Raw genomic sequence first — 19,344 nt, forward strand, 5'->3', positions numbered from 1 at the left:
TTCCTTTTCTGCTTCAGATGTCCAAAGACTCGACCCAGAAGAACTCGCGTTCGGAGTCGTAGTCGTAGAGAACTACGCGGCTGCCCGCCGTCAGGTTGCCTTCACCCGCCTGGCGAACGTCCACAATGGCCGTCGACCCGTCGGCGGCGGCGACCTCGGCCTGACCGAAGTCGTGCGTGACCGACGACGTGCGGATGACCGCTGTCCTTCCGACGAAATCCTTCCGGCTCGGTTCCCTCGCGGGACCGAATACCCGGCGTAGTGGCACCACGATCACCCTCGTCCCGAGTGTGCCGAGGACGAGCGCGACGGCGAGCACGCCGGCCCCGAGCCCGATCCTCGATGGTGTCGAAAGCTCAAGGTCATCGAGAAGAACCGTCCCTGCCAGGCTGGCGAACCAGGTGAATGCGATCAGCAACGAGAGCGAAATGGACAGTGGGACGCCGCCGAAGCCCGCCAGGAGCCCGTCGCCGCCGTCGAAGTCGCCGACATCGACCGCACCGAGCAGTGCCAGCAGCCAGTAGCCGATCACCACGATCAGCAGGAAGCTGAAGAGCACGGCCGGGAACCCCAGAGCCGCGGTGACGAACCCGCCCATCGCCGTCGTTCCCTCCCCCTTACCCCGGGTCAGGACTATAACCAGCGCGTGACGTCCGGCGGGCCGTTTTCGGCTACGAGTGGGTCACAGTCACTCCTCGCGAGGAGTGACTGATCGCGAGGGAGCGTTACGCCGACCGGCCGCCCGGAAGCCATCCGGTTGGACCTGTCGCACCCTCGGAGCGCGCCCTACTCTCCAGTATTGAGAGTGACACAGGACACACCACGGTCTTGGGAGGCTCCATGGGGTGGCACGTTCGCGAAACGATCGACGAGGATCGGCGCGAACGGCGGATCCGCCATGTCACCCGATGTCTGAGTTGCACGCTCACTTGTGTCCATTGTGGACTTCCCGCTAGATTCTCCGTTCCCCCAGGGCATCCCGGGCTCGGCGTCGTCGAACATCTCCCCGGCGTGACCACCCCCGGTCTACCGGATCTGGCTCTGCTGCACCGATTCTGCCGGGACAACCTCGCCGCCGAGCCGGGTATCGCGCTCAGGCGCGCCTACCTCGGCCTGGCGACCGAACTCTTCGAAACGGGACGGCGGATCCGCCGTCACCGCAGGCTCGGCGTGCATCCGCCACGGCCGGGACATCTGGAGGCCTACCGGAAACGGTGGCGAGTGGCCAAGATGCGGTACGCCTGCAAGGCGTGCCGGTACTACACCGGCTCTCACTGAGCCGATTCTCCCCCGGAGGACTCGTGCTCGTTCGTCTCATCCTCGGTCTGCTCATCACCGTCGCCGGCCTCGCCTTCGCCGCCCGCCGCGCCGCCTGGCTCGCCAAACTGATCCGCTCCGGCCAGCCGGACGAGAAGCGCTCCGACGTCATGGCCGTCCGCGCGAAAACGCATCTGGCCGAGGTCTTCGGGCAGCGCAAGCTGCTGAAGTGGTCCGTCCCCGGGCTCGCGCATCTGTTCACGTTCTGGGGTTTCGTGATCCTCGGATCCGTCTACGTCGAGGCGTACGGCGCCCTGTTCGACCACGACTTCCACATCCCGCTCATCGGGCACTGGGCGGTATTGGGCTTCCTCCAGGACTTCATCGCGGTGGCGGTGCTCGTCTCGCTCGCGGTCTTCGCGGTCATCAGGATCCGCCAGGCACCCGAACGGAAAGAACGTGCGTCGCGCTTCTTCGGCTCACACACCGGCGGCGCCTGGCTGATCCTGTTCATGATCTTCAACGTGATCTGGACGATGTTCCTCTTCCGGGGCGCGTCGGCGGCGGTCGGCGTCTTCCCGTACGAGTCGGGCGCGTGGGTTTCCCTCGGTGTGGGCGAACTCCTGGAGCCGCTCGGCCCCACGGTCACCGAGCCGCTGGAGACCGTCGGGCTGCTGCTGCACATCGGCGTGATGCTGGCGTTCCTGTCGATCGTGCTCTACTCCAAGCACCTGCACATCTTCCTGGCGCCGGTCAACGTCACGGCGAAGCGGCTCCCGGACGCGCTCGGCCCGCTGCTGCCGATGGAGTCCGGCGGCAAGCCGATCGACTTCGAGGATCCCGGCGAGGACGACACGTTCGGCCGCGGCAAGATCGAGGACTTCACCTGGAAGGGCATGCTCGACTTCGCCACCTGCACCGAATGCGGCCGCTGCCAGTCGCAGTGCCCGGCGTGGAACACCGGGAAACCCTTGTCCCCCAAGCTGTTGATCATGGATCTGCGCGACCATCTCTTCGAGAAGGCGCCGTACATCCTCGACCGCGAGGAAGCGCCGGAAGAACGTCCCCTGGTCGGCACCAAGGAGGACTTCGGCGTCATCGATCCGGACGTCCTCTGGTCGTGCACCACCTGCGGCGCCTGCGTCGAGCAGTGCCCGGTCGACATCGAGCACGTCGACCACGTCGTGGACATGCGCCGCTACCAGGTGATGATCGAGTCGGCGTTCCCGAGCGAACTCGGCGTGTTGTTCAAGAACCTCGAAACCAAGGGAAATCCCTGGGGCCAGAACAACTCCGACCGCCTCGCGTGGACGAAGGACCTCGGCTTCGAGGTGCCGGTCTTCGACGGCGAACTCGCCGACGACGTCGAGTACGTCTACTGGGTCGGCTGCGCGGGCGCTTTCGACGACAACGCGCGCAAGACCGTCCGCGCCACCGCCGAGCTGCTGCATCTCGCCGGGGTGAAGTACACGATCCTCGGCACCGACGAGTCGTGCACCGGCGACCCGGCGCGCCGCTCCGGCAACGAGTTCCTCTTCCAGATGCTCGCGCAGCAGACGGTCGAGACGCTGAACGCGGTGTTCGAGGGCCGCGAACCGGGGACCCGCAAGATCGTCACCACCTGCCCGCACTGCCTCAACACCCTCGGCCGCGAGTACCCCCAGCTCGACGGGAACTACGAGGTCCTGCACCACACGCAACTGCTGAACCGGCTCGTCCGCGCGGGCAAGCTGACCCCGGTCAAACCGGTGGACGCCGGCCCGGTGACCTACCACGACCCGTGTTACCTCGGCCGCCACAACAAGGTCTACGAGCCGCCGCGCGAACTCGTCGGCGCGACCGGGGCCACGCTCAGCGAGATGCCCCGGCACGCGGACCGCTCGCTCTGCTGCGGCGCCGGCGGCGCGCGGATGTGGATGGAGGAGCAGATCGGCAAGCGCATCAACCTCGAACGCGTCGACGAAGCGCTCGGCACGGACGCCGAGACCATCGTCACCGGCTGCCCGTTCTGCCGCGTGATGCTGAACGACGGCCTCGTGCAGCGGCAGAGCGAGCAGCGTGGCGAGAACGTCACCGTGCGCGACGTCTCCCAGCTCCTGCTGGAGACGGTGAAGGAACGCGACCGGAGCAACACCGAGATTTAAGGCACACGAGAGTTGGAAGTTCGGCGCACCGAACTCTAAACTCGCGGTATGGCGAATCTGCGCAAGACCGTGTGCGCGCTGGCGGCGTCCGCACTCGTCCTGTCCGCTTGCGGCGGTCCCGCCGGAGGGACGGACGACAAGCGGCCGGTCGTGCTGACCACGTTCACGGTCCTGGCGGACATCGCCTCGAACGTCGCGGGCGACAAGCTCCGGGTCGAGTCGATCACCAAACCCGGCGCCGAAATCCACGGCTACGAGCCCACTCCGGACGACATCAAGAAGGCGGCGAAGGCCGACCTGATCCTCGACAACGGGCTGAACCTGGAGGCGTGGTTCGCCCGGTTCGTCAAGGAGATCGACGCGCCGCACAAGGTGGTCAGCGAGGGCGTCCAGCCCATCGCCATCGGTGAGGACGCCTATCAGGGAAAGCCGAACCCGCACGCGTGGATGTCTCCGACGAATGTGGGTATCTACGTGGACAACATGGTGAAGGCGTTCAGCGAGCTCTCCTCCGGTGACGCCGCCGTGTTCAAGGCCAACGGAGACGCCTACAAGGCGAAGCTGAAGGAGGTGCGGGACGAGATGACGGGCGCGCTGAGCGGCCTGCCGCAGAACGAGCGGGCGCTGGTCACCTGCGAAGGCGCCTTCTCCTATCTCGCGCGCGACACCGGCCTCACCGAGCGGTACATCTGGGCGGTCAACGCCGAACAGCAGGCCACCCCGCAGCAGATCACCCGCGCCATCGAATTCGTCAAGCAGAACAAGGTCCCCGCGGTGTTCTGCGAGTCGACCGTCTCCGACGCCCCGATGCAGCAGGTCGTCTCCGCGACCGGCGCCGCGTTCGGCGGCGTCCTCTACGTGGATTCCCTGTCCGGCCCAGAAGGCCCGGTGCCGACCTACCTCGACCTCATCCGCCACGACTCGAAGACGATCGTCGCCGCGCTCACCGGAGCGAAGCCGTGACGGCCGCGATCCGCGTCGAAGCCGTCACGGTCCACTACGGCGACGTCCTCGCGCTCGACGGTGTCGACGTCACGCTCGAACACGGTCACGTCTGCGGGCTGGTCGGGATGAACGGCTCCGGCAAGTCGACGCTGTTCAAGACCATCATGGGCATGGTCCGGCCGGACACCGGCACGGTGTCGATCGACGGCGGCACCCCCGCCCGGGCCCGCAAGACCGGCGTGATCGGCTACGTGCCGCAGAGCGAGGACGTCGACTGGTCGTTCCCGCTGTCGGTGCGGGACGTCGTGATGACCGGCCGCTACGGACGGCTCGGCTTCACCCGGCGGCCGCGCCGCGCCGACCACGAAGCCGTCGACCACGCGCTGGAGCGGGTCGAACTGACCGAACTCGCCGGACGCCAGATCGGCCAGTTGTCCGGCGGACAGCGCAAACGCGCGTTCGTCGCGCGCGGTATCGCGCAAGGCGCCCGTGTCCTGCTGCTGGACGAGCCGTTCGCCGGTGTGGACAAGCGGTCCGAAGCCACGATCACCCGGCTGCTCAAGGAACTCGCGGCCGACGGCGCCGCGGTCCTGATCTCCACGCACGACCTGCACGCGCTGCCCGGGCTGGCCGACGAGGCGATCCTGCTGATGCGCAAGGTGCTCGCGCACGGCTCCCCCGGTGAGGTGCTCCGGCCGGAGAACCTCGCGCTGGCCTTCGGACTCGATGTCCTGCAACGGGAAGAAGAACCCGCGTGAGTCTCTACGACCTCTTCCTCGAACCGCTGAGCTACGACTTCATGGTGCGGGCGCTGGCGTCCACGGTCATCGCGTCGGCGGTCTGCGCGGTGCTCTCCTGCTGGCTGGTGCTGATCGGCTGGTCGCTGATGGGCGACGCGGTCTCGCACGCCGTGCTGCCCGGCGTCGTGCTGGCGTACGTCCTCGGCGCGCCCTTCGCACTGGGCGCCGTCGTCTTCGGTTTCCTCGCCGTGGCGCTGATCGGGGTCGTCCGCGACACCAGCCGTGTCAAGGAGGACGCCGCGATCGGCATCGTGTTCACCACGCTGTTCGCGCTCGGGCTCGTGCTGATCTCGGTGACCCCGAGCCAGACCGACCTGAACCACATCATCTTCGGCAACCTGCTGGGCGTCGACACCTCGGACCTGATCCAGATCGGCGTCCTCGGCGCGATCACGCTCACCCTGCTGGTGCTCAAACGCCGGGATTTCACCTTGTACGCCTTCGATCCCACGCACGCGCACGCCATCGGGCTGAACCCGCGGGTGCTCGGCGCCGCGCTGCTCGGCCTGCTCGCGCTGACCGCCGTGGTGGCGCTGCAGGTGGTCGGCGTGATCCTCGTCGTGGCCATGCTGATCATCCCCGGTGCGACGGCGTACCTGCTGACCGACCGGTTCGGCCGGATGCTCGTGATCGCGCCGTCGTTCTCGGTACTCGCGGCGGTGGCCGGGCTGTACCTGAGCTATCACCTCGACACCGCGTCCGGCGGGATGATCGTGCTGGTGCAGGGCGCCGGGTTCACGCTGGTGTACCTGTTCGGACCGCGGCACGGGATCGTCGGGAAGCGGCTGGCCAAGCGCCGGCGGGAGCTGTCCCGGGCGGCGTGATCAGACGGCGTTCTCGCGTGATCAGACGGACGACACGTGTGATCAGGCGGACGACACGCGGCGGAGTCCGCCCAGTCACGCGTAACCGGACAATCACCCCGCGCGCTGTGTCTCTCGTGACATGGGTCCGAGCCTTCTCTTAGGTTAGGCTCCCCTCATGTCTACGGAAGACGCGCTGCTCACCGGCCATGACCTGGTGCTCGCGCACCAAGAGCGGGCCGTGGTGGACGGGGTGTCCCTGTCCCTGCGCGCCGGCCTGGTGACCGCGCTGGTCGGGCCGAACGGCTCCGGCAAGTCGACGCTCCTGCGTTCGCTGGCGCGGCTGCACAAGCCCCGCGAGGGCGGTGTCCGCCTCGGAGAACGCGCCGTCTGGGGCGGGAACGCGTTGTCCGGCAAGGAATTCGCCCGGCGGGTCACGTTGCTGACCCAGCACCGGCCCACGCCGAGCGGCGTTTCGGTGCGCGACGTCGTCTCCTACGGCCGGTACCCGTACCGCTCGGGCTGGCGCGGGGTCGACATCGACGGCGCGGCCGCGATCCGCCGCGCGATGGAGCTGACCGGGGTGACACCGATGGCCGAACGCGGCGTCGACGAGCTCTCCGGCGGCGAACTCCAGCGAGTCTGGCTCGCGTCCTGTCTCGCCCAGCAGACCTCCGTGCTGCTGCTCGACGAGCCCACCAACCATCTCGACCTGCGCTATCAGGTCGAGATCCTCGACGTCGTCCGCGATCTGGCCAACGAAGGCGTCGCGGTCGGCGTGGTGCTGCACGACCTCGACCACGCGGCGATCATCGCCGACGAGGTCGTGCTGCTGAGCGAGGGAACCATCGTGGCCACGGGTGACATCGGGCAGGTGCTCACCACCGAGCACCTCTCCCAGGCCTACGGCGTCACCGTCCACGTCGCGAACGACCCGGTGACGGGCGCGATCCACTGCAGGCCACTCGGGCGGCATTCGCCCCGGCCCGCCTGAGAAATCCAGGAAGAACCATGCGTTTGCTGACCCCTGCCGCCCTCGTCGCGGCGACGGCCCTGCTGCTGTCCGCCTGCGGCACCACCGAGAACACCGCGACCGCGCCGAGCGACACCGCCGCCGCGAGCGGGCCGGTCACGGTGACCGACGCTCGCGGAAAGGCCGTCAACCTCAAGGCCCCGGCCAAGCGGGTCGTCGCGCTCGAGTGGGGCGAGGCCGAGATGGTCGCGTCGCTCGGGGTCATGCCGGTCGGCGCCGCGGACGTCGCGGGCTACAACGTCTGGGACAAGGCCGTCCCGCTGACCGCCGAGGTCAAGGACGTCGGCAAGCGCAACGAGCCCAGCGTCGACGCGATCGTCGGGCTGAACCCCGACGTCGTCATCATGGCCGAGGAGCGCGACTCGACGCTGGTGCCGCAGATCGAGAAGTACGTGCCGGTCGTGGTCACCAAGTCCAGCGACGCGAGCCGCAACTTCGACCGCCTGCGCGAGGACTTCAAGCTGATCGCGAAGACGGTCGGCAAGGAGTCCGAAGCGGACCAGCAACTGTCCGAAATGGACGCCAAACTCGCCGAGGGCAAAAAGGCCGTCGAGGCCAAGGGCGCCGCGGGCACCCCGTTCCTGATGGCCGACGGCTACCTCGAAGGCAGCACCGTCAGCATCCGCCCGTTCGGCAAGGGTTCGCTGGTCTCCGACACCGCCGAGGCCGTCGGCCTGAAGAACGCCTGGACCGGCAAGGTCGACCCGCAGTGGGGCCTCGGCCAGACCGACGTCGAAGGCCTCACCGCGCTCACCGACCCGAAGACCGTGCTGTTCTACAGCGCGGCCGAAGAGGACGTCTTCACCACCGGGCTCGCGCAGAACCCCGTCTACCAGCGCCTGCCGTTCGTGGTCTCGAAGAAGATCCACAAGCTCCAGGCCGGGACGTGGACCTTCGGCGGGCCGAAGTCGATCATCATGACCGCCGACCAGATCGTGAAGGCAGTCACGACCTGATGCGTGCCCGCACCATCGCGGTGTCGGCGGGACTGGTGCTGCTCATCCTCGTCCTCGCCGGCATCCACCTGACCCAGGGCACCTCGACGTCCGGCCCGCTGGACGTGGTGAAGGCGATCTTCGGCCAGGGCGACGCGCAGACCCTCGCGGTACTCGAGGGTTCGCGCGTCCCCCGCCTGCTCGCCGCCTTGCTGCTCGGGGTCGCGCTCGGCGTCGCCGGCGCGGGAATGCAGTCCGTGGCACGGAATCCGCTCGCCTCGCCGGACACGCTCGCGGTCAACGCGGGCGCGCATTTCGCCGTGGTGGCCATCTCCGCGTTCGGGCTTTCGCTGCCGCTCGTGCCGGTGGGCGGGGCGGCGTTCGCGGGCGGGCTCGTCGCGGCCGTCGTCGTGCTGAGCCTGGCGGGCGGCGGTTCGGCGAGCCCGCGGCTGGTGCTCGTGGGCTCGGCGATGCTGCTGGCGCTCCACTCGGTGACCATTCTGCTGCTGCTCCTGTTCGAGCAGGAGACGAATGGGTTGTTCGCCTGGGGCAGCGGCTCGCTCACCGTCTCCGATCTGCGGGCGACCGGCCAGATGACGCCGATCGTGGTGATCGCCGTGGCGGCGCTCATCGCGATGGGCCGCAAACTCGACGTCCTCGCCCTCGGCGACGACAACGCGACCCTGCTCGGCCTGCGGGTCCGCCGCACCAGGGTCGGCGCGGTCGTGCTGACCGTCGCGCTGACCGCGGCGGCGGTGACCGTCGCCGGACCGGTCGGGTTCGTCGGGCTGAGCGCGCCGGTGATCACGCGGCTGCTGCTGCCGATCGCCAAACACCGCGCGCTGCTGCCGGTGTCCGGGCTGGTCGGCGTCGTGACGGTGCTCGGCGCCGACGTCGTCCTGCGGGCGATCATGGGTTCGGCCGAGGCCGTGCGGGTGCCGACCGGGGTGGTGACCACGCTCGTCGGCGCCGTCGTGATGGTGTGGCTGGCGCGGCGCGGCCGGGGAAGCGGCTCGCGCCGCCCAGCTCCGGCCGGCCGCGTCGGGGTCGCCGGATCGACCCGGCGGCTCGTGACCATTTCCGTCGCCCTGGTGGCGCTACTGGCCGTCGTCCCGTTGGTGGGCCTGATGCTGGGCGACCGGATGGTGCTGCTCGGCGACCTCGCGAACTGGGTCACCGGCAACACCGGGACGGCGCTGACCTTCGTGCTGGACCAACGGCTTCCGCGGGTGCTGGCCGCGCTGCTCGCCGGTGCCGCGCTGGCGGTCGCGGGCTGCGGGATCCAGTCGGTCAGCCGCAACCCGCTCGCCGAACCCGGGTTGCTCGGCATCACCGCGGGCGCCGGGCTCGGTGCGATCGCGCTGATCACGATCGTCCCCGCCGTCGGCGCCTGGTCGATCGCCGGTGCCGCCGGTCTCGGCGCGGCCGTGGTGTTCGTGCTGGTCTACGGGCTGGCTTGGCGTGCGGGGCTGGATTCGGACCGGCTGGTGATCATCGGCATCGCGGTCTGGTCGGCCGGGATGGCGCTGATCAACCTGCTGATCGTGGTCTCCGACCCGTGGAACTCGGCCAAGGCGCTGACGTGGCTTTCGGGGTCGACCTACGGCCGCACGCTGGAGCAGGTCGCGCCCGTGGCGCTGGCACTCCTCGCGCTGATGCCGTTGCTGTGGGCCAAGCATCGCGAACTTGATCTGCACGCCCTCGACGAGGACACCCCACGCGTGCTCGGGATGCGCATCGAGCGGTCCCGGCTGCTCGTGCTGGGTGCTTCCGGGATCCTGGCGGCCACCGCGGTGTCCGCGATCGGCGTGGTCGTGTTCGTCGGGCTGGTCGCGCCGCATCTGGCGCGGTCGCTGGTCGGCGGACGGCACGGCCGGGTGCTCCCGGTGGCCGCCGCGCTCGGGGCGCTGCTGGTGAGCGTCGCGGACACCCTCGGACGGACGGTCATCGCGCCCGCCCAGATCCCGGCGGGTCTGGTCATCGCGATGGTCGGGACGCCGTATTTCGTGCTGGTGCTCTGGCGGACCCGGCCGTAGCTGTCCGTGAAGGCCTCCTTCCCTACTTTGAGGGTAGGGAAGGAGGCCTTCACGGAACTACAGGGTCTTCTGGAGGTGCGTGGCAAGCAGCTTCGTGAAGCGGGCGGGGTCGCCCAGTTCACCGCCTTCGGCGAGCAAAGCCATGCCGTACAACAGTTCCGCGGTCTCCGCGAGGCCCTCGGACTCGCCCTGCGAGGCGAACGAGGACCGCAGCCCGGACACCAGCGGATGGCCGGGGTTGAGCTCCAGGATCCGCTTGATCTGCGGCATTTCCTGGCCCATCGCGCGGTACATCTTCTCCAGCGTCGGGGTGACGTCGTTCGTGTCGCCGACGATGCAGGCCGGCGACGTGGTCAGCCGCGACGAGAGCCGGACCTCCTTGACCTGGTCGGAAAGGGTCTTCGTCAGCCAGGTCAGCAGCCCGGAGAACTCCTCCTTCTGCTCGTCGGTGGTGTCGGAGTCGAGTTCGACCTCGCCCTTCGCGACCGACTGGAACTGCTTCTCCTCGAAGCCCGGAACCGCGTCGACCCACATCTCGTCGATCGGGTCGGTGAGCACGAGCACCTCGTACCCCTTGGCCTGGAAGGCTTCCAGATGCGGCGAGTTCTCGATGCTCTGCCGCGATTCGCCGGTCAGGTAGTAGATGTGCTCCTGGCCGTCCTTCATCCGCTCGACGTACTCACGCAGCGACGTGAGCTTCTCGGGATCGTTCGTCGAGGCGAACGAGCAGATGTCGAGGATCGCGGTGCGGTTCTCGTGGTCGTCCAGCAGGCCTTCCTTGACGGCGCGGCCGAACTCCTTCCAGAACGTCTCGTACTTGTAGGGGTTCTCGTCGGCCATCATGGTCTTGACCGTCGAGAGGACCTTCTTGACCAGGCGACGGCGGATCAGCTGGATCTGCCGGTCCTGCTGCAGGATCTCGCGCGAGACGTTGAGCGAGAGGTCCTGCGCGTCGACGACGCCCTTCACGAAGCGCAGGTACTCCGGCATCAGCGCTTCGCAGTCGTCCATGATGAAGACACGCTTCACGTACAGCTGGACGCCGCGTTTGCGCTCCCGCATGAACAGGTCGAGCGGCGCGTGGCCGGGCAGGAACAGCAGCGCCTGGTACTCGAAGGTGCCCTCGGCCTGGAGCCGGATCGTCTCCAGCGGGTCGTTCCAGTCGTGCGCGACGTGCTTGTAGAACTCGTTGTACTCGTCTTCGGTGACGTCGCTCGACGAGCGGGCCCACAGCGCCTTCATCGAGTTGACCGTGACGGTCTCTTCGCCTTCGGCCATCCGGATCGGCCAGGTGATGAAGTCCGAGTACTTCTTGACGATCTGCTTGATCTTCGTGGCCGAGGTGTAGTCGAAGAGCTGGTCTTCGGCGTCCTCGGGCTTGAGGTGCAGGACGACCGACGTGCCCTGCGGCAGGTCGGGGACCGTTTCGATGGTGTACGTGCCCTCGCCCTCGGACTCCCAGCGGACGCCCTCGTCCGATCCGGCGCGGCGGGTCAGCAGCGTGACCTTGTCGGCCACCATGAAGCTGGCGTAGAAGCCGATGCCGAATTGACCGATGAGATCCTGCGAAGCCGCGGAATCCTTGGTCTCCTTCAGTTTCTTCAGGAATTCGGCGGTGCCGGATTTCGCGATCGTGCCGATCAGCGCCACGACGTCGTCCCGGCTCATCCCGATTCCGTTGTCGCGCACGGTGAGGGTGCGGTTTTCGGGGTCGGTCGCGATCTCGATGTGGAGATCGCCGGTATCCGCCTGGAGGTCCTTGTCGCGGAACGCTTCGAGGCGGAGTTTGTCCAGTGCGTCGGAGGCGTTGGACACCAGTTCCCGCAGGAAGGTGTCCTTGTTCGAGTAGATCGAGTGGATCATCAGCTGAAGCAGCTGACGTGCCTCCGACTGGAACTCGAGTGTTTCGGCAGAGGTTGTCACGCACCGATATTACCCAGCGTCGAACGGGCTCAGGCCAGCCTCTGCCGGGCCACCTCGGCCAGCCCCTCCCCGGTGGCCTGTTCGATCGTCGTGACGGCTGATCGGCCGTCGGTCTCGACGGTCGCGATGACATTGCCGAAATGCGGTCCCGACGTCTTCCGCCATTCGAGAGGAAGAGGTTCGACACCGCCGCGCTCGGCCCAGCGGCGCGCCAGCGACGCCAGCCGGGCTGACCACGTGGCGCCGAAGGCCAGCCGGAGCGGCCGCGGCATCGCGTTGTGCACCGGCGAGCAGGTGAGCTGGTAAACCGCCGAGGTCACCGGCTCCGGGTACCGCGCCTCGGCGATGTAGGCGTGGTGGACGTCGCCGGAGAGCACCGCGATGGTGGCGGGCGGATCGTCCCGGCGTCCCTCGCGCGCGATCATCGCGGCGAGCCGGTCGAACGACGCGCGGAACGACGCCCAGTGCTCGAGGTCGCCCGCCTGCCGGATCTTCTCCGCGAGCCTGCCCCGCCAGCCGGGGCGTGCACAGGCGCGCTCGTTCAGCGATTGCAGGTGGGAGATCACCGGCGGCAGCAGCCACGGCAGCGAGGAGCCGATCAGCAGGTGATCACAGGGTGACGCGGCGTTGTTCTCGATCCAGTCGAACTCGTCGTCGTCCACCATGCACCGGGCGCCGCCCGCCAGGATCCGCCCGGCCCGGCTGTCGATGACCAGCAGCCGCACGGAGCCGAAGTCGCGGCGGTAACTCCATCGCGCGCCCTTGGTGCCGTCGCGGTCGTCGTCGGCTTCGTCGGCGAACTCGGTGAGCAGGCCGGCGTTGTCCCCGCCGGAGGCGATGGCCTTCTGGAAGGTCGGGTCCTCGGCGAGCTCGGCGGGGCCGAGGTTCCCGAGATGCTGGTAGACCCAGTACGACATGATCGCCCCGCGCAGGCGCTCCCGCCACCACGGCTGCGCGCGCATCTGCTGCCGCCAGGTGTGGGAGGTGTTCCAGTCGTCGCGGACGTCGTGGTCGTCGAAGATCATCGACGTCGGCACGGTGGACAGCAGCCAGCGGATCGACGGCTCGCCCCACGCTTCGAGGTAGAGGTGGGTGTACTCCTCGAAGTCCGTCACCTCCGTGCCCGGCGGTTTCGAGGTGTCGCGACGCCGCTTCAGCCATTCCTGCGTCTCGTCGGTGGTCTCGTCGGCGTAGACCTGGTCGCCCAGCATCAGCAACGCCTGCGGCCACCCGGTTTCCTCGCCGTCGGCCATCCGGCGGGCGTACGCGGCCAGCGCGTCCGGGCCGAAGGCGTCGTCTTCGTGCGGTTTGCGGCAGGAGCCGAACACGAGCCGGACCCGGGACTCCTCCGGGGGCAACGTCCGGATCCGGCTGGCCGGGAACCCGGAATCCTCCGGCGGCCATACCTTTTCGCCGTCCACACGCACGTCGTACTCGTGGGAGGAGCCGGGTTCGAGGCCCGTCAGCACCAGCAGGGCGTAGTGGTGGCCCCGGATCTCGAACGTCCTCGCGGAGGTGCCGAGGACCTCGACCTCACTCGCGGTGGCGGTCTCGACCCACACCGTCGCCGACACGTCGTCGACGTGCCGCAGCAACGGGCCCAGGAGCAGACTCATTCCTGAAACGGTGCCACAGCGGCGCCAAGATCGTGCGCTGAGCGGACTTCCTCAGCCGAGCCGCGCGAAGATCTCGCGGACCTCGGCCAGCGCCTTCTCCCGTTCGGCGTCGTCCTCGTACCAGCCGTCGGCGGCCCGGCCCTCGACGATCAGCTCGGGCGTGAACTCCTCGCCGAACCGGTAGTCGCCGAGGCAGTAGACGAACCCCGACTCGCACAGCGGGTCCAGCCCCTCCCGGCGGCAGTGGGCGAGGAAGCCTTCGGCCTGTGCCCACCTCGTGCCGTCGAACCAGAACACGCCGCCGGCGTAGAGGATCTTCGCCCCCGACTCCGGATCGACGATGTTCAGGGACTCGTAGTTCTCGGGCCGGTTCCGCACCAGCGCGACGAGGTCTTCGGGGACGCCGCCGTAGAGCGCCTCCTGCACCGAGTAGTCGTCCTCGGCGTACAGGTTCAACGCCGATTCGTGATCGAAGGTCAGCAGCAGCGCGCGCCCGTCCGGGGTGAAGTACCAGACCGCCGACTGGCCGCCGCCGTCGTTCCAGGCGTACCGCACCGCGCCGTCCACCTCGACCGGCTCGATCTCGGTGACCGCGTCGATCACCGCGGCGCGGCGCCGCACCTCGTCGAGGGACGTCGCACCGAGGGCCACCCAGATCTCTTCGCTCACCCGCGCAGACTACCGGTGCGCACGTGCCCGATCCGAATGCGCTGCGGGTGGTCGCCGACCGGGACCGACTTCACCTTGGCACCGGTCGCGAAGTCGATCGCGGTCACCTGGTCCGATCCGCTTTCCGAGATGACGCAATGCTTTCCGTCGCCGCTCACGGTCGCCCAGTACGGCTTCGCCGCGGTCACGAGCGGTCCCTCTCGCAGGCTCTCGCGGTCCACAATGGTCGCGTAGTCGTCCATCGTCCCGGCGACGCAGAGCTTGTCACCCGCGGGACTCATCGAAAGACCGTGGTGGCGCGAGTCGTTGACCCAGGTGGTGCGATCCTCGCTGGTGTCCGGGTTCTTCGGCAGCGTCTTCGACCGCGTGATGCGATCGGAGGCGACGTCGTATTCGAGGAGACCGTTGAAGAAGGACACCTGGAAGTACAGCTTCGACTCGTCCGGGGTGAAGGCCACCGGCCGGACCGAGTCGGAGAGGTCCTTGCGGCCGAAGGCGTCCAGGCGCGGGCGCATGTCGATCACCTTGACCTGCTGGAAGGTGGTCGCGTCGACCACGGTGAGCCGCCGGTCTCCCTTGGTGAAGTCCTGCCACGGCGCGTCGAGCGCGGTGTTCACCTCGCCGATCGAGCTGTTCCAGAGGTACCGGCCGCCGTCGGTGTAGGTGTTCTCGTGCGGTTTGTCGCCGGTCTTGAACGAGCCGAGCTGCCGTCCGGTCTCGATGTCGAGCACGTGGACGGTGTTCGACGTCGAAGCGGAGACCGCGATACTGCGGCCGTCCGGCGACACCGCCATGTGGTCGGACCGGAAACCCGACACCGGGAACCGCCAGTTGACCCGGCCGGTGGCGAGGTCGATCGACACGACGTCGGCGAAGCTCGGCCGGGACGCGACGACCGCACGGCCGTCCGGGGTCGTGTAGAGGTCGTCGACGAGCTGGTCGTGCCCCTCGCCGACGCCGTTGCGGATGCCGAGGAAGAACGCGAGTTTGATCGGGTTCAGGTAGATCTCGGTGAGCCGTTCGTCCTTGTCCGGCACCATGTTCACGCGCGCGATCTTCGCGTAGTCGCCGGAGGGCGCGATGACGTCCGCCGTCCCCTCCCAGTTGTTGCCCACGAAAAGGACCTGGCGCAGGCTGTCGTCAGCCGCGGCGGCGGGGACCGAGCCCAGCGCCGCGGCCAGGCAGGTCACGAGGACGGTGTTCAGCAACCGGCGTTTCCGCATCGGGCGCACCTTTCGGCGAGGGCCTGTTACCTTTCGGTAGCTCACAGGAAACCAACCGGCCGGACACCCTCGGTAGGGGACGGTCGCCAAGGACCGCCGGCTTCGTTGTGCACCGCGCACAATCCGCGCGGGAAGGCGGTGGCGATGGCGCACCGGTCGCTCCACGACCTGCTGGCCGAGATGGCGGCCGACGCCGAGGTCGTCGACGAAGTGGTCCGGGCCGCCCGCACGGAATCGCCCGAAGTGGCGCGGCTGCCGGTGGGCGAGAACCGGCGGCACGTCGCGATCGTGCTCGCCGCCGGGCTCGCGTCGTTCGACCGGCCGGGCGGCGCCGGGGAGCAGGACTACGCGGCGGCCGCCGACCTGGGTGCGGACCGGGCCGCGCAGGGTGTGCCGCTCGCCGCGCTGCTGCGCGGGGTGCAGGCGGGCCGCAGCCGCGCGGTGGAGATCGCCGTCGAACGCGGCAAGGCGGCCGGGGTGCCGGACGACGTCATGCTCGCGGCGCTGGTCGATTTCGACCGGAACACCCGTGCCCTCGAACGCCAGGTCATCGCCGGGTATCACGAAGCCGAACTCGAACTCTCCCGCACGGTGCACGACAGCCGCGCCCGCGTGCTGCGGCGGCTGCTGGGCGGCGACCCGACGGCGCCTTCGGCCGAGGAGGTCGCGAACGCCGGGCTGAACCCGGGCGGGCGCTATCACTGCCTGCTCACCGACGTCGGCGATCCGTACCAGGCACGGGTCGTCGAGCGACGGCTCGGCGCGACGGGTGGCGTCTTCGGCCTGGTCGAAGGGCGGCTGGCCGGGTTGGCGCCGCGGCTGCCCCTCCCGTCCGCGCTCGGGGACGACGTGCTCATGGTGGCCTCCCCCGCCGTCCCGCTCGCCGAGGTCCGGGGCACCCACGCCCTGTGCGTGATGGCCCTGCCGACGGCCGCGGGATCACGCGGCCTGCACGCGGTGGCGGATCTGGCGGTGGAGACCGCGCTCGCCGCCCAACCGGGGCTCGCCGCGCTACTCGAAGGCACCCTGCTGAACGCGCTGACGCCAGGCGATCCTTTCCACGAACAACTCGTCTCGACCGCGCTGGCCTACCTCGACCACGGGCGGCGGCTCGACCAGACGGCCGCCGCGCTGCACGTCCACGCGAACACCGTCCGATACCGGCTTTCCCGGCTGGGCGAGATCACCGGAACGTCACTCGACCCGCCGGAGGACGACGGCGGTACCCACGTGCGGCACACCGTCGGCTGGTGGTGGGCGCTGCGCACGTGGCGGTCGGGCTGAACCGCCGGGGCCCGTCGTCCGTGTATCCCGATGAAGGCAGTCCACCCCGGAAGGAACCCGCCTTGTCGGTTTTCCCGCGTCCCGCACTGGCCGGCCTGCCCGGCGACCGGACGACAGCCCGCGAAATCGCGTCCAGCGCGGCGACGACCGCGTCCGCGGTACTCGTGCTGTTCGCCCTGCTCGCGCCGGACGACCTCGGCGGGCTGACGCCGGAGGCGTTCGTGCGGCTGCCGGTGGAGGCGTTGCTCGGGGTGGCGGTCGTGCTCATGCTGCGTGATGGTGCACGACGCATCGTCGCGTTGTCGGCCGGCGCGGTCCTCGGGATCCTGACCGTGCTCAAGGCCATCGACATCGGATTCGGGCTGGCGCTGAACCGGCGGTTCAACCCGGTGTTCGACTGGGGTGTGCTCGGCAACGGTGTCGACCTGCTCGGCACGTCGATCGGCCGGGCGGGCGCGCTCGCGTCGTTCGCCGGGCTGACGCTGCTGGCCGTGGTCGTGATCGTGCTGATGGCGCTGGCCGTCCTGCGGTTGAGCCGGGTGGTGGCCGGACGGCGCACCGCGTCGACCCGGGTGACGGCCGTGCTCAGCGTGCTCTGGATGGTGTGCGCGGTCTCCGGTGCGCAACTCGCTCCGGGACAGCCGTTCGCGTCGCGCAGCGCGGTCGCCTTCGCCTACGAAGACCTCCGCGAGGTGCGGGCCGGTATCCGGGACAGGGAGGCCTTCGCCGAGGAGATCGCCGTCGACGCTTTCCGTGACTCCCCGGCCTCCGGGCTGTTGAACGCGTTGCGCGGCAAGGACGTGCTTTTCACCTTCGTCGAGAGCTACGGGCGGGTGGCCGTCCAGGACTCGGACATCGCGCCGAAGGTCGACGCGGTGCTCGACGCCGGGACGGCGCGGCTGAAGAACGCCGGATACGGCTCGCGCAGCGCGTTCCTCACCTCGCCGACGACGAGCGCGGGGAGCTGGCTGGCGCATTCGACGTTCCAATCCGGGGTGTGGGTCGACAGCCAGCACCGCTACGACGACTTCGTGAAGACCGACCGGTTCACCCTCGGTGGCGCGTTCAAACGCGCGGGCTGGGAGACGGTCGGCGTCGTCCCGGCGCATACCGAAGACTGGCCGGAAGGCAAGGTTTACGGCTACGACCGTTACTACGATTCCCGCACCATCGGGTATCACGGCCCGCCGTTCTCTTACGCCACGATGCCGGACCAGTTCACGCTTTCGGCTTTCCAGCGCGCCGAACGCGCTGGGGATCGCCCGCCGCTCATGGCGGAGATCGACCTCGTCACCAGCCACTGGCCGTGGACGCCGCTGCCCCGCCTGGTCGACTGGAACGCCATCGGGGACGGGTCGATCTACAATCCCATGCCCTCGCAAGGGAAAACGCCCGACGAGGTGTTCACCGACCCGGCCAAAGTGCGCGGCGCGTACGGCGACTCGATCGCTTACTCGCTGAACTCGCTCATCTCGTACGTGGAGACTTATGGGGACGACGATCTCGTGCTCGTGTTCCTGGGCGATCACCAGCCGAACCCGATCGTCGCCGGCGCGGGCGCGGATCACGACGTCCCGATCACCGTGGTCACGCGGGACGAGGCGGTGCTCGACAAGATCGCCGGCTGGAACTGGCAGGACGGCCTGAACCCGGACCGGAACGCGCCGGTGTGGAGGATGGACGCGTTCCGGGACCGCTTCCTGACCACCTTCGCCCGCTGACCCCCGCACTTAGCCGACTAAACGCGGGTGCCCTCGCCTTCCCGCATTTAGGGGTCCTAACAGATTGAGTGGGCTTTGAGTCTGCGCCAGCAGATGATGGCGCAGCCGAGGGTGAGGAAGGCTTCGTGGATGTCGTCACGGATCTCCCATCGGATGCGTAGCCGCCGGAACCAGTGCAGTAAGGCGAAGGCGCCCTCGACGACCCAGCGGTGAACGCCGAGGCCGGAGCCGTGTTCCTGGCCTCGGCGGGCGATGAGAGGCGTGATTCCGGCGGCGCGGACAAGGTTGCGGTACTTGTCGTGGTCGTAGGCGCGGTCGGCGTAGAGCCGTTGTGGCCGTCGCCGCGGGGACCCGGGCCGGCCTCGCACTGGCGGGATCGCGTGGATCAGCGGCATCAGCTGGGTGACGTCGTGCCGGTTCCCGCCGGTCAGGGTGGCTGCGAGCGGGATGCCGGTACCGTCGGTGATCACATGGTGTTTCGACCCGATGCGGGCTCGATCTACCGGGCTGGGGCCGGTTTTCGGCCCCCTTTTAACGCCCGCACATGCGATCCGTCGACCGACGCACGTGACCAATCCAGCTGATTCGCCGCGTGCAGCTCCGCCAACAGCAGCTCGTGCAGCTGCTGCCACACCCCGGCCTCGGTCCAGTCCCGCAGCCGGCGCCAGCAGGTCATGCCTGAGCCATACCCCAGCTCCTGCGGCAGGAACTCCCACGGAATCGCCGTGTAGAGCACGAACATGATCCCGCACAACGCCTTACGGTCATCCAGCCGCTTACGCCCCGGATGCCGAAACCGACGCTCCACCCGCGGCAACAACGGCTCAATCCGCTCCCACAGACCGTCATCGACCTCCCACGGACGCCGCTGCCCCACCAGCCCACCCCTCACAGACAATCACCGAGACACGACATCAAACCACACCCCGCGATCATTCTGTTACGACCCCTTAGA

16 protein-coding genes are annotated in these 19,344 nt (G+C 68.8%); 10 read left to right on the top strand and 6 right to left on the bottom strand.

All coding sequences use genetic code 11. The features are described 5' to 3' along the window. Positions 1-13 precede the first annotated feature (13 nt). Positions 14-598, bottom strand: coding sequence for a hypothetical protein (locus tag ACZ3HL_RS26870; protein WP_465534505.1), 585 nt, complete (start codon positions 596-598; stop codon positions 14-16). A gap of 413 nt (positions 599-1,011) precedes the next feature. Here ACZ3HL_RS26870 and ACZ3HL_RS26875 point away from each other — a divergent pair, with 413 nt between their 5' ends. The 8 genes from ACZ3HL_RS26875 (at position 1,012) to ACZ3HL_RS26910 (ending at position 9,953) form a co-directional block, all read left to right on the top strand. Then, complete coding sequence (locus ACZ3HL_RS26875) at positions 1,012-1,278, top strand: hypothetical protein (protein WP_465534506.1); 267 nt, start codon at positions 1,012-1,014, stop codon at positions 1,276-1,278. Between the two features lie 23 nt (positions 1,279-1,301). Further along, positions 1,302-3,401, top strand: a complete 2,100-nt coding sequence (locus ACZ3HL_RS26880) for a heterodisulfide reductase-related iron-sulfur binding cluster (protein ID WP_465534507.1) — start codon at positions 1,302-1,304, stop codon at positions 3,399-3,401. 48 nt (positions 3,402-3,449) lie between these two features. Then, the gene (locus tag ACZ3HL_RS26885; RefSeq protein ID WP_465534508.1) at positions 3,450-4,364 is read left to right on the top strand and encodes a metal ABC transporter substrate-binding protein; all 915 of its coding nucleotides are present in this window, start codon (positions 3,450-3,452) and stop codon (positions 4,362-4,364) included. Next, positions 4,361-5,104, top strand: a complete 744-nt coding sequence (locus tag ACZ3HL_RS26890) for a metal ABC transporter ATP-binding protein (protein WP_465534509.1) — start codon at positions 4,361-4,363, stop codon at positions 5,102-5,104. Before ACZ3HL_RS26885 ends, ACZ3HL_RS26890 begins: the two co-directional genes overlap by 4 nt. Continuing rightward, positions 5,101-5,970 (top strand): metal ABC transporter permease, encoded by an 870-nt coding sequence (locus ACZ3HL_RS26895; protein WP_465534510.1) that lies wholly within the window; start codon positions 5,101-5,103, stop codon positions 5,968-5,970. The genes ACZ3HL_RS26890 and ACZ3HL_RS26895 overlap by 4 nt, the downstream gene beginning before the upstream one ends. 157 nt (positions 5,971-6,127) lie before the next feature. Then, positions 6,128-6,943 (top strand): ABC transporter ATP-binding protein, encoded by an 816-nt coding sequence (locus ACZ3HL_RS26900; RefSeq protein WP_465419997.1) that lies wholly within the window; start codon positions 6,128-6,130, stop codon positions 6,941-6,943. Positions 6,944-6,960: 17 nt separating this feature from the next. Then, positions 6,961-7,938, top strand: coding sequence for an ABC transporter substrate-binding protein (locus ACZ3HL_RS26905; RefSeq protein ID WP_465534511.1), 978 nt, complete (start codon positions 6,961-6,963; stop codon positions 7,936-7,938). After that, positions 7,938-9,953 carry an iron ABC transporter permease gene (locus ACZ3HL_RS26910; RefSeq protein ID WP_465419993.1) on the top strand — a complete coding sequence of 672 codons (2,016 nt, stop codon included), beginning with the start codon at positions 7,938-7,940 and terminating at the stop codon, positions 9,951-9,953. Before ACZ3HL_RS26905 ends, ACZ3HL_RS26910 begins: the two co-directional genes overlap by 1 nt. Positions 9,954-10,010: 57 nt before the next feature. Here ACZ3HL_RS26910 and htpG read toward each other — a convergent pair whose 3' ends face one another. From htpG to ACZ3HL_RS26930, 4 genes are read right to left on the bottom strand one after another with little or no spacing between them, the layout of a single operon-like run. Continuing rightward, the gene (htpG, locus tag ACZ3HL_RS26915; protein WP_465534512.1) at positions 10,011-11,876 is read right to left on the bottom strand and encodes a molecular chaperone HtpG; all 1,866 of its coding nucleotides are present in this window, start codon (positions 11,874-11,876) and stop codon (positions 10,011-10,013) included. A 29-nt stretch (positions 11,877-11,905) separates the two neighbouring features. Then, positions 11,906-13,492, bottom strand: coding sequence for an alkaline phosphatase D family protein (locus ACZ3HL_RS26920; RefSeq protein WP_465534513.1), 1,587 nt, complete (start codon positions 13,490-13,492; stop codon positions 11,906-11,908). 51 nt (positions 13,493-13,543) lie between these two features. Continuing rightward, positions 13,544-14,161: a hypothetical protein gene (locus ACZ3HL_RS26925; RefSeq protein WP_465534514.1), complete on the bottom strand. Its 618-nt coding sequence runs from the start codon at positions 14,159-14,161 to the stop codon at positions 13,544-13,546. Then, entirely contained in the window at positions 14,158-15,384 is a 1,227-nt protein-coding gene (locus ACZ3HL_RS26930) for a YncE family protein (protein ID WP_465534515.1), read from the bottom strand. Before ACZ3HL_RS26930 ends, ACZ3HL_RS26925 begins: the two co-directional genes overlap by 4 nt. Positions 15,385-15,528: 144 nt before the next feature. Here ACZ3HL_RS26930 and ACZ3HL_RS26935 point away from each other — a divergent pair, with 144 nt between their 5' ends. Beyond that, a complete protein-coding gene (locus ACZ3HL_RS26935) occupies positions 15,529-16,668 on the top strand; it encodes a PucR family transcriptional regulator (protein WP_465534516.1) in 1,140 nt (379 codons plus the stop codon). Between the two features lie 62 nt (positions 16,669-16,730). Further along, entirely contained in the window at positions 16,731-18,389 is a 1,659-nt protein-coding gene (locus tag ACZ3HL_RS26940) for a sulfatase-like hydrolase/transferase (protein WP_465534517.1), read from the top strand. A 56-nt stretch (positions 18,390-18,445) separates the two neighbouring features. Here the strand turns inward: ACZ3HL_RS26940 and ACZ3HL_RS26945 are convergent. Beyond that, positions 18,446-19,266, bottom strand: a protein-coding gene (locus ACZ3HL_RS26945; RefSeq protein ID WP_465534518.1) for an IS5 family transposase whose coding sequence is annotated in 2 segments (ribosomal slippage) — positions 18,446-18,912 and positions 18,912-19,266 — 822 coding nt in all. Because the reading frame shifts where the segments join, the coding sequence is not laid out codon by codon here. Positions 19,267-19,344: the final 78 nt, after the last annotated feature.

Source organism: Amycolatopsis sp. NPDC000009, assembly GCF_055563465.1.

What these genes read in the sequence shown, in the direction of transcription:
- ACZ3HL_RS26905 (WP_465534511.1), top strand. Translation starts at nt 6,961, where the DNA reads ATGCGTTTGCTGACCCCTGCCGCCCTCGTCGCGGCGACGGCCCTGCTG.
- ACZ3HL_RS26920 (WP_465534513.1), bottom strand. Translation starts at nt 13,492, where the DNA reads ATGAGTCTGCTCCTGGGCCCGTTGCTGCGGCACGTCGACGACGTGTCG.
- ACZ3HL_RS26910 (WP_465419993.1), top strand. Translation starts at nt 7,938, where the DNA reads ATGCGTGCCCGCACCATCGCGGTGTCGGCGGGACTGGTGCTGCTCATC.
- ACZ3HL_RS26930 (WP_465534515.1), bottom strand. Translation starts at nt 15,384, where the DNA reads ATGCGGAAACGCCGGTTGCTGAACACCGTCCTCGTGACCTGCCTGGCC.
- ACZ3HL_RS26935 (WP_465534516.1), top strand. Translation starts at nt 15,529, where the DNA reads ATGGCGCACCGGTCGCTCCACGACCTGCTGGCCGAGATGGCGGCCGAC.
- ACZ3HL_RS26900 (WP_465419997.1), top strand. Translation starts at nt 6,128, where the DNA reads ATGTCTACGGAAGACGCGCTGCTCACCGGCCATGACCTGGTGCTCGCG.
- ACZ3HL_RS26870 (WP_465534505.1), bottom strand. Translation starts at nt 598, where the DNA reads ATGGGCGGGTTCGTCACCGCGGCTCTGGGGTTCCCGGCCGTGCTCTTC.
- ACZ3HL_RS26885 (WP_465534508.1), top strand. Translation starts at nt 3,450, where the DNA reads ATGGCGAATCTGCGCAAGACCGTGTGCGCGCTGGCGGCGTCCGCACTC.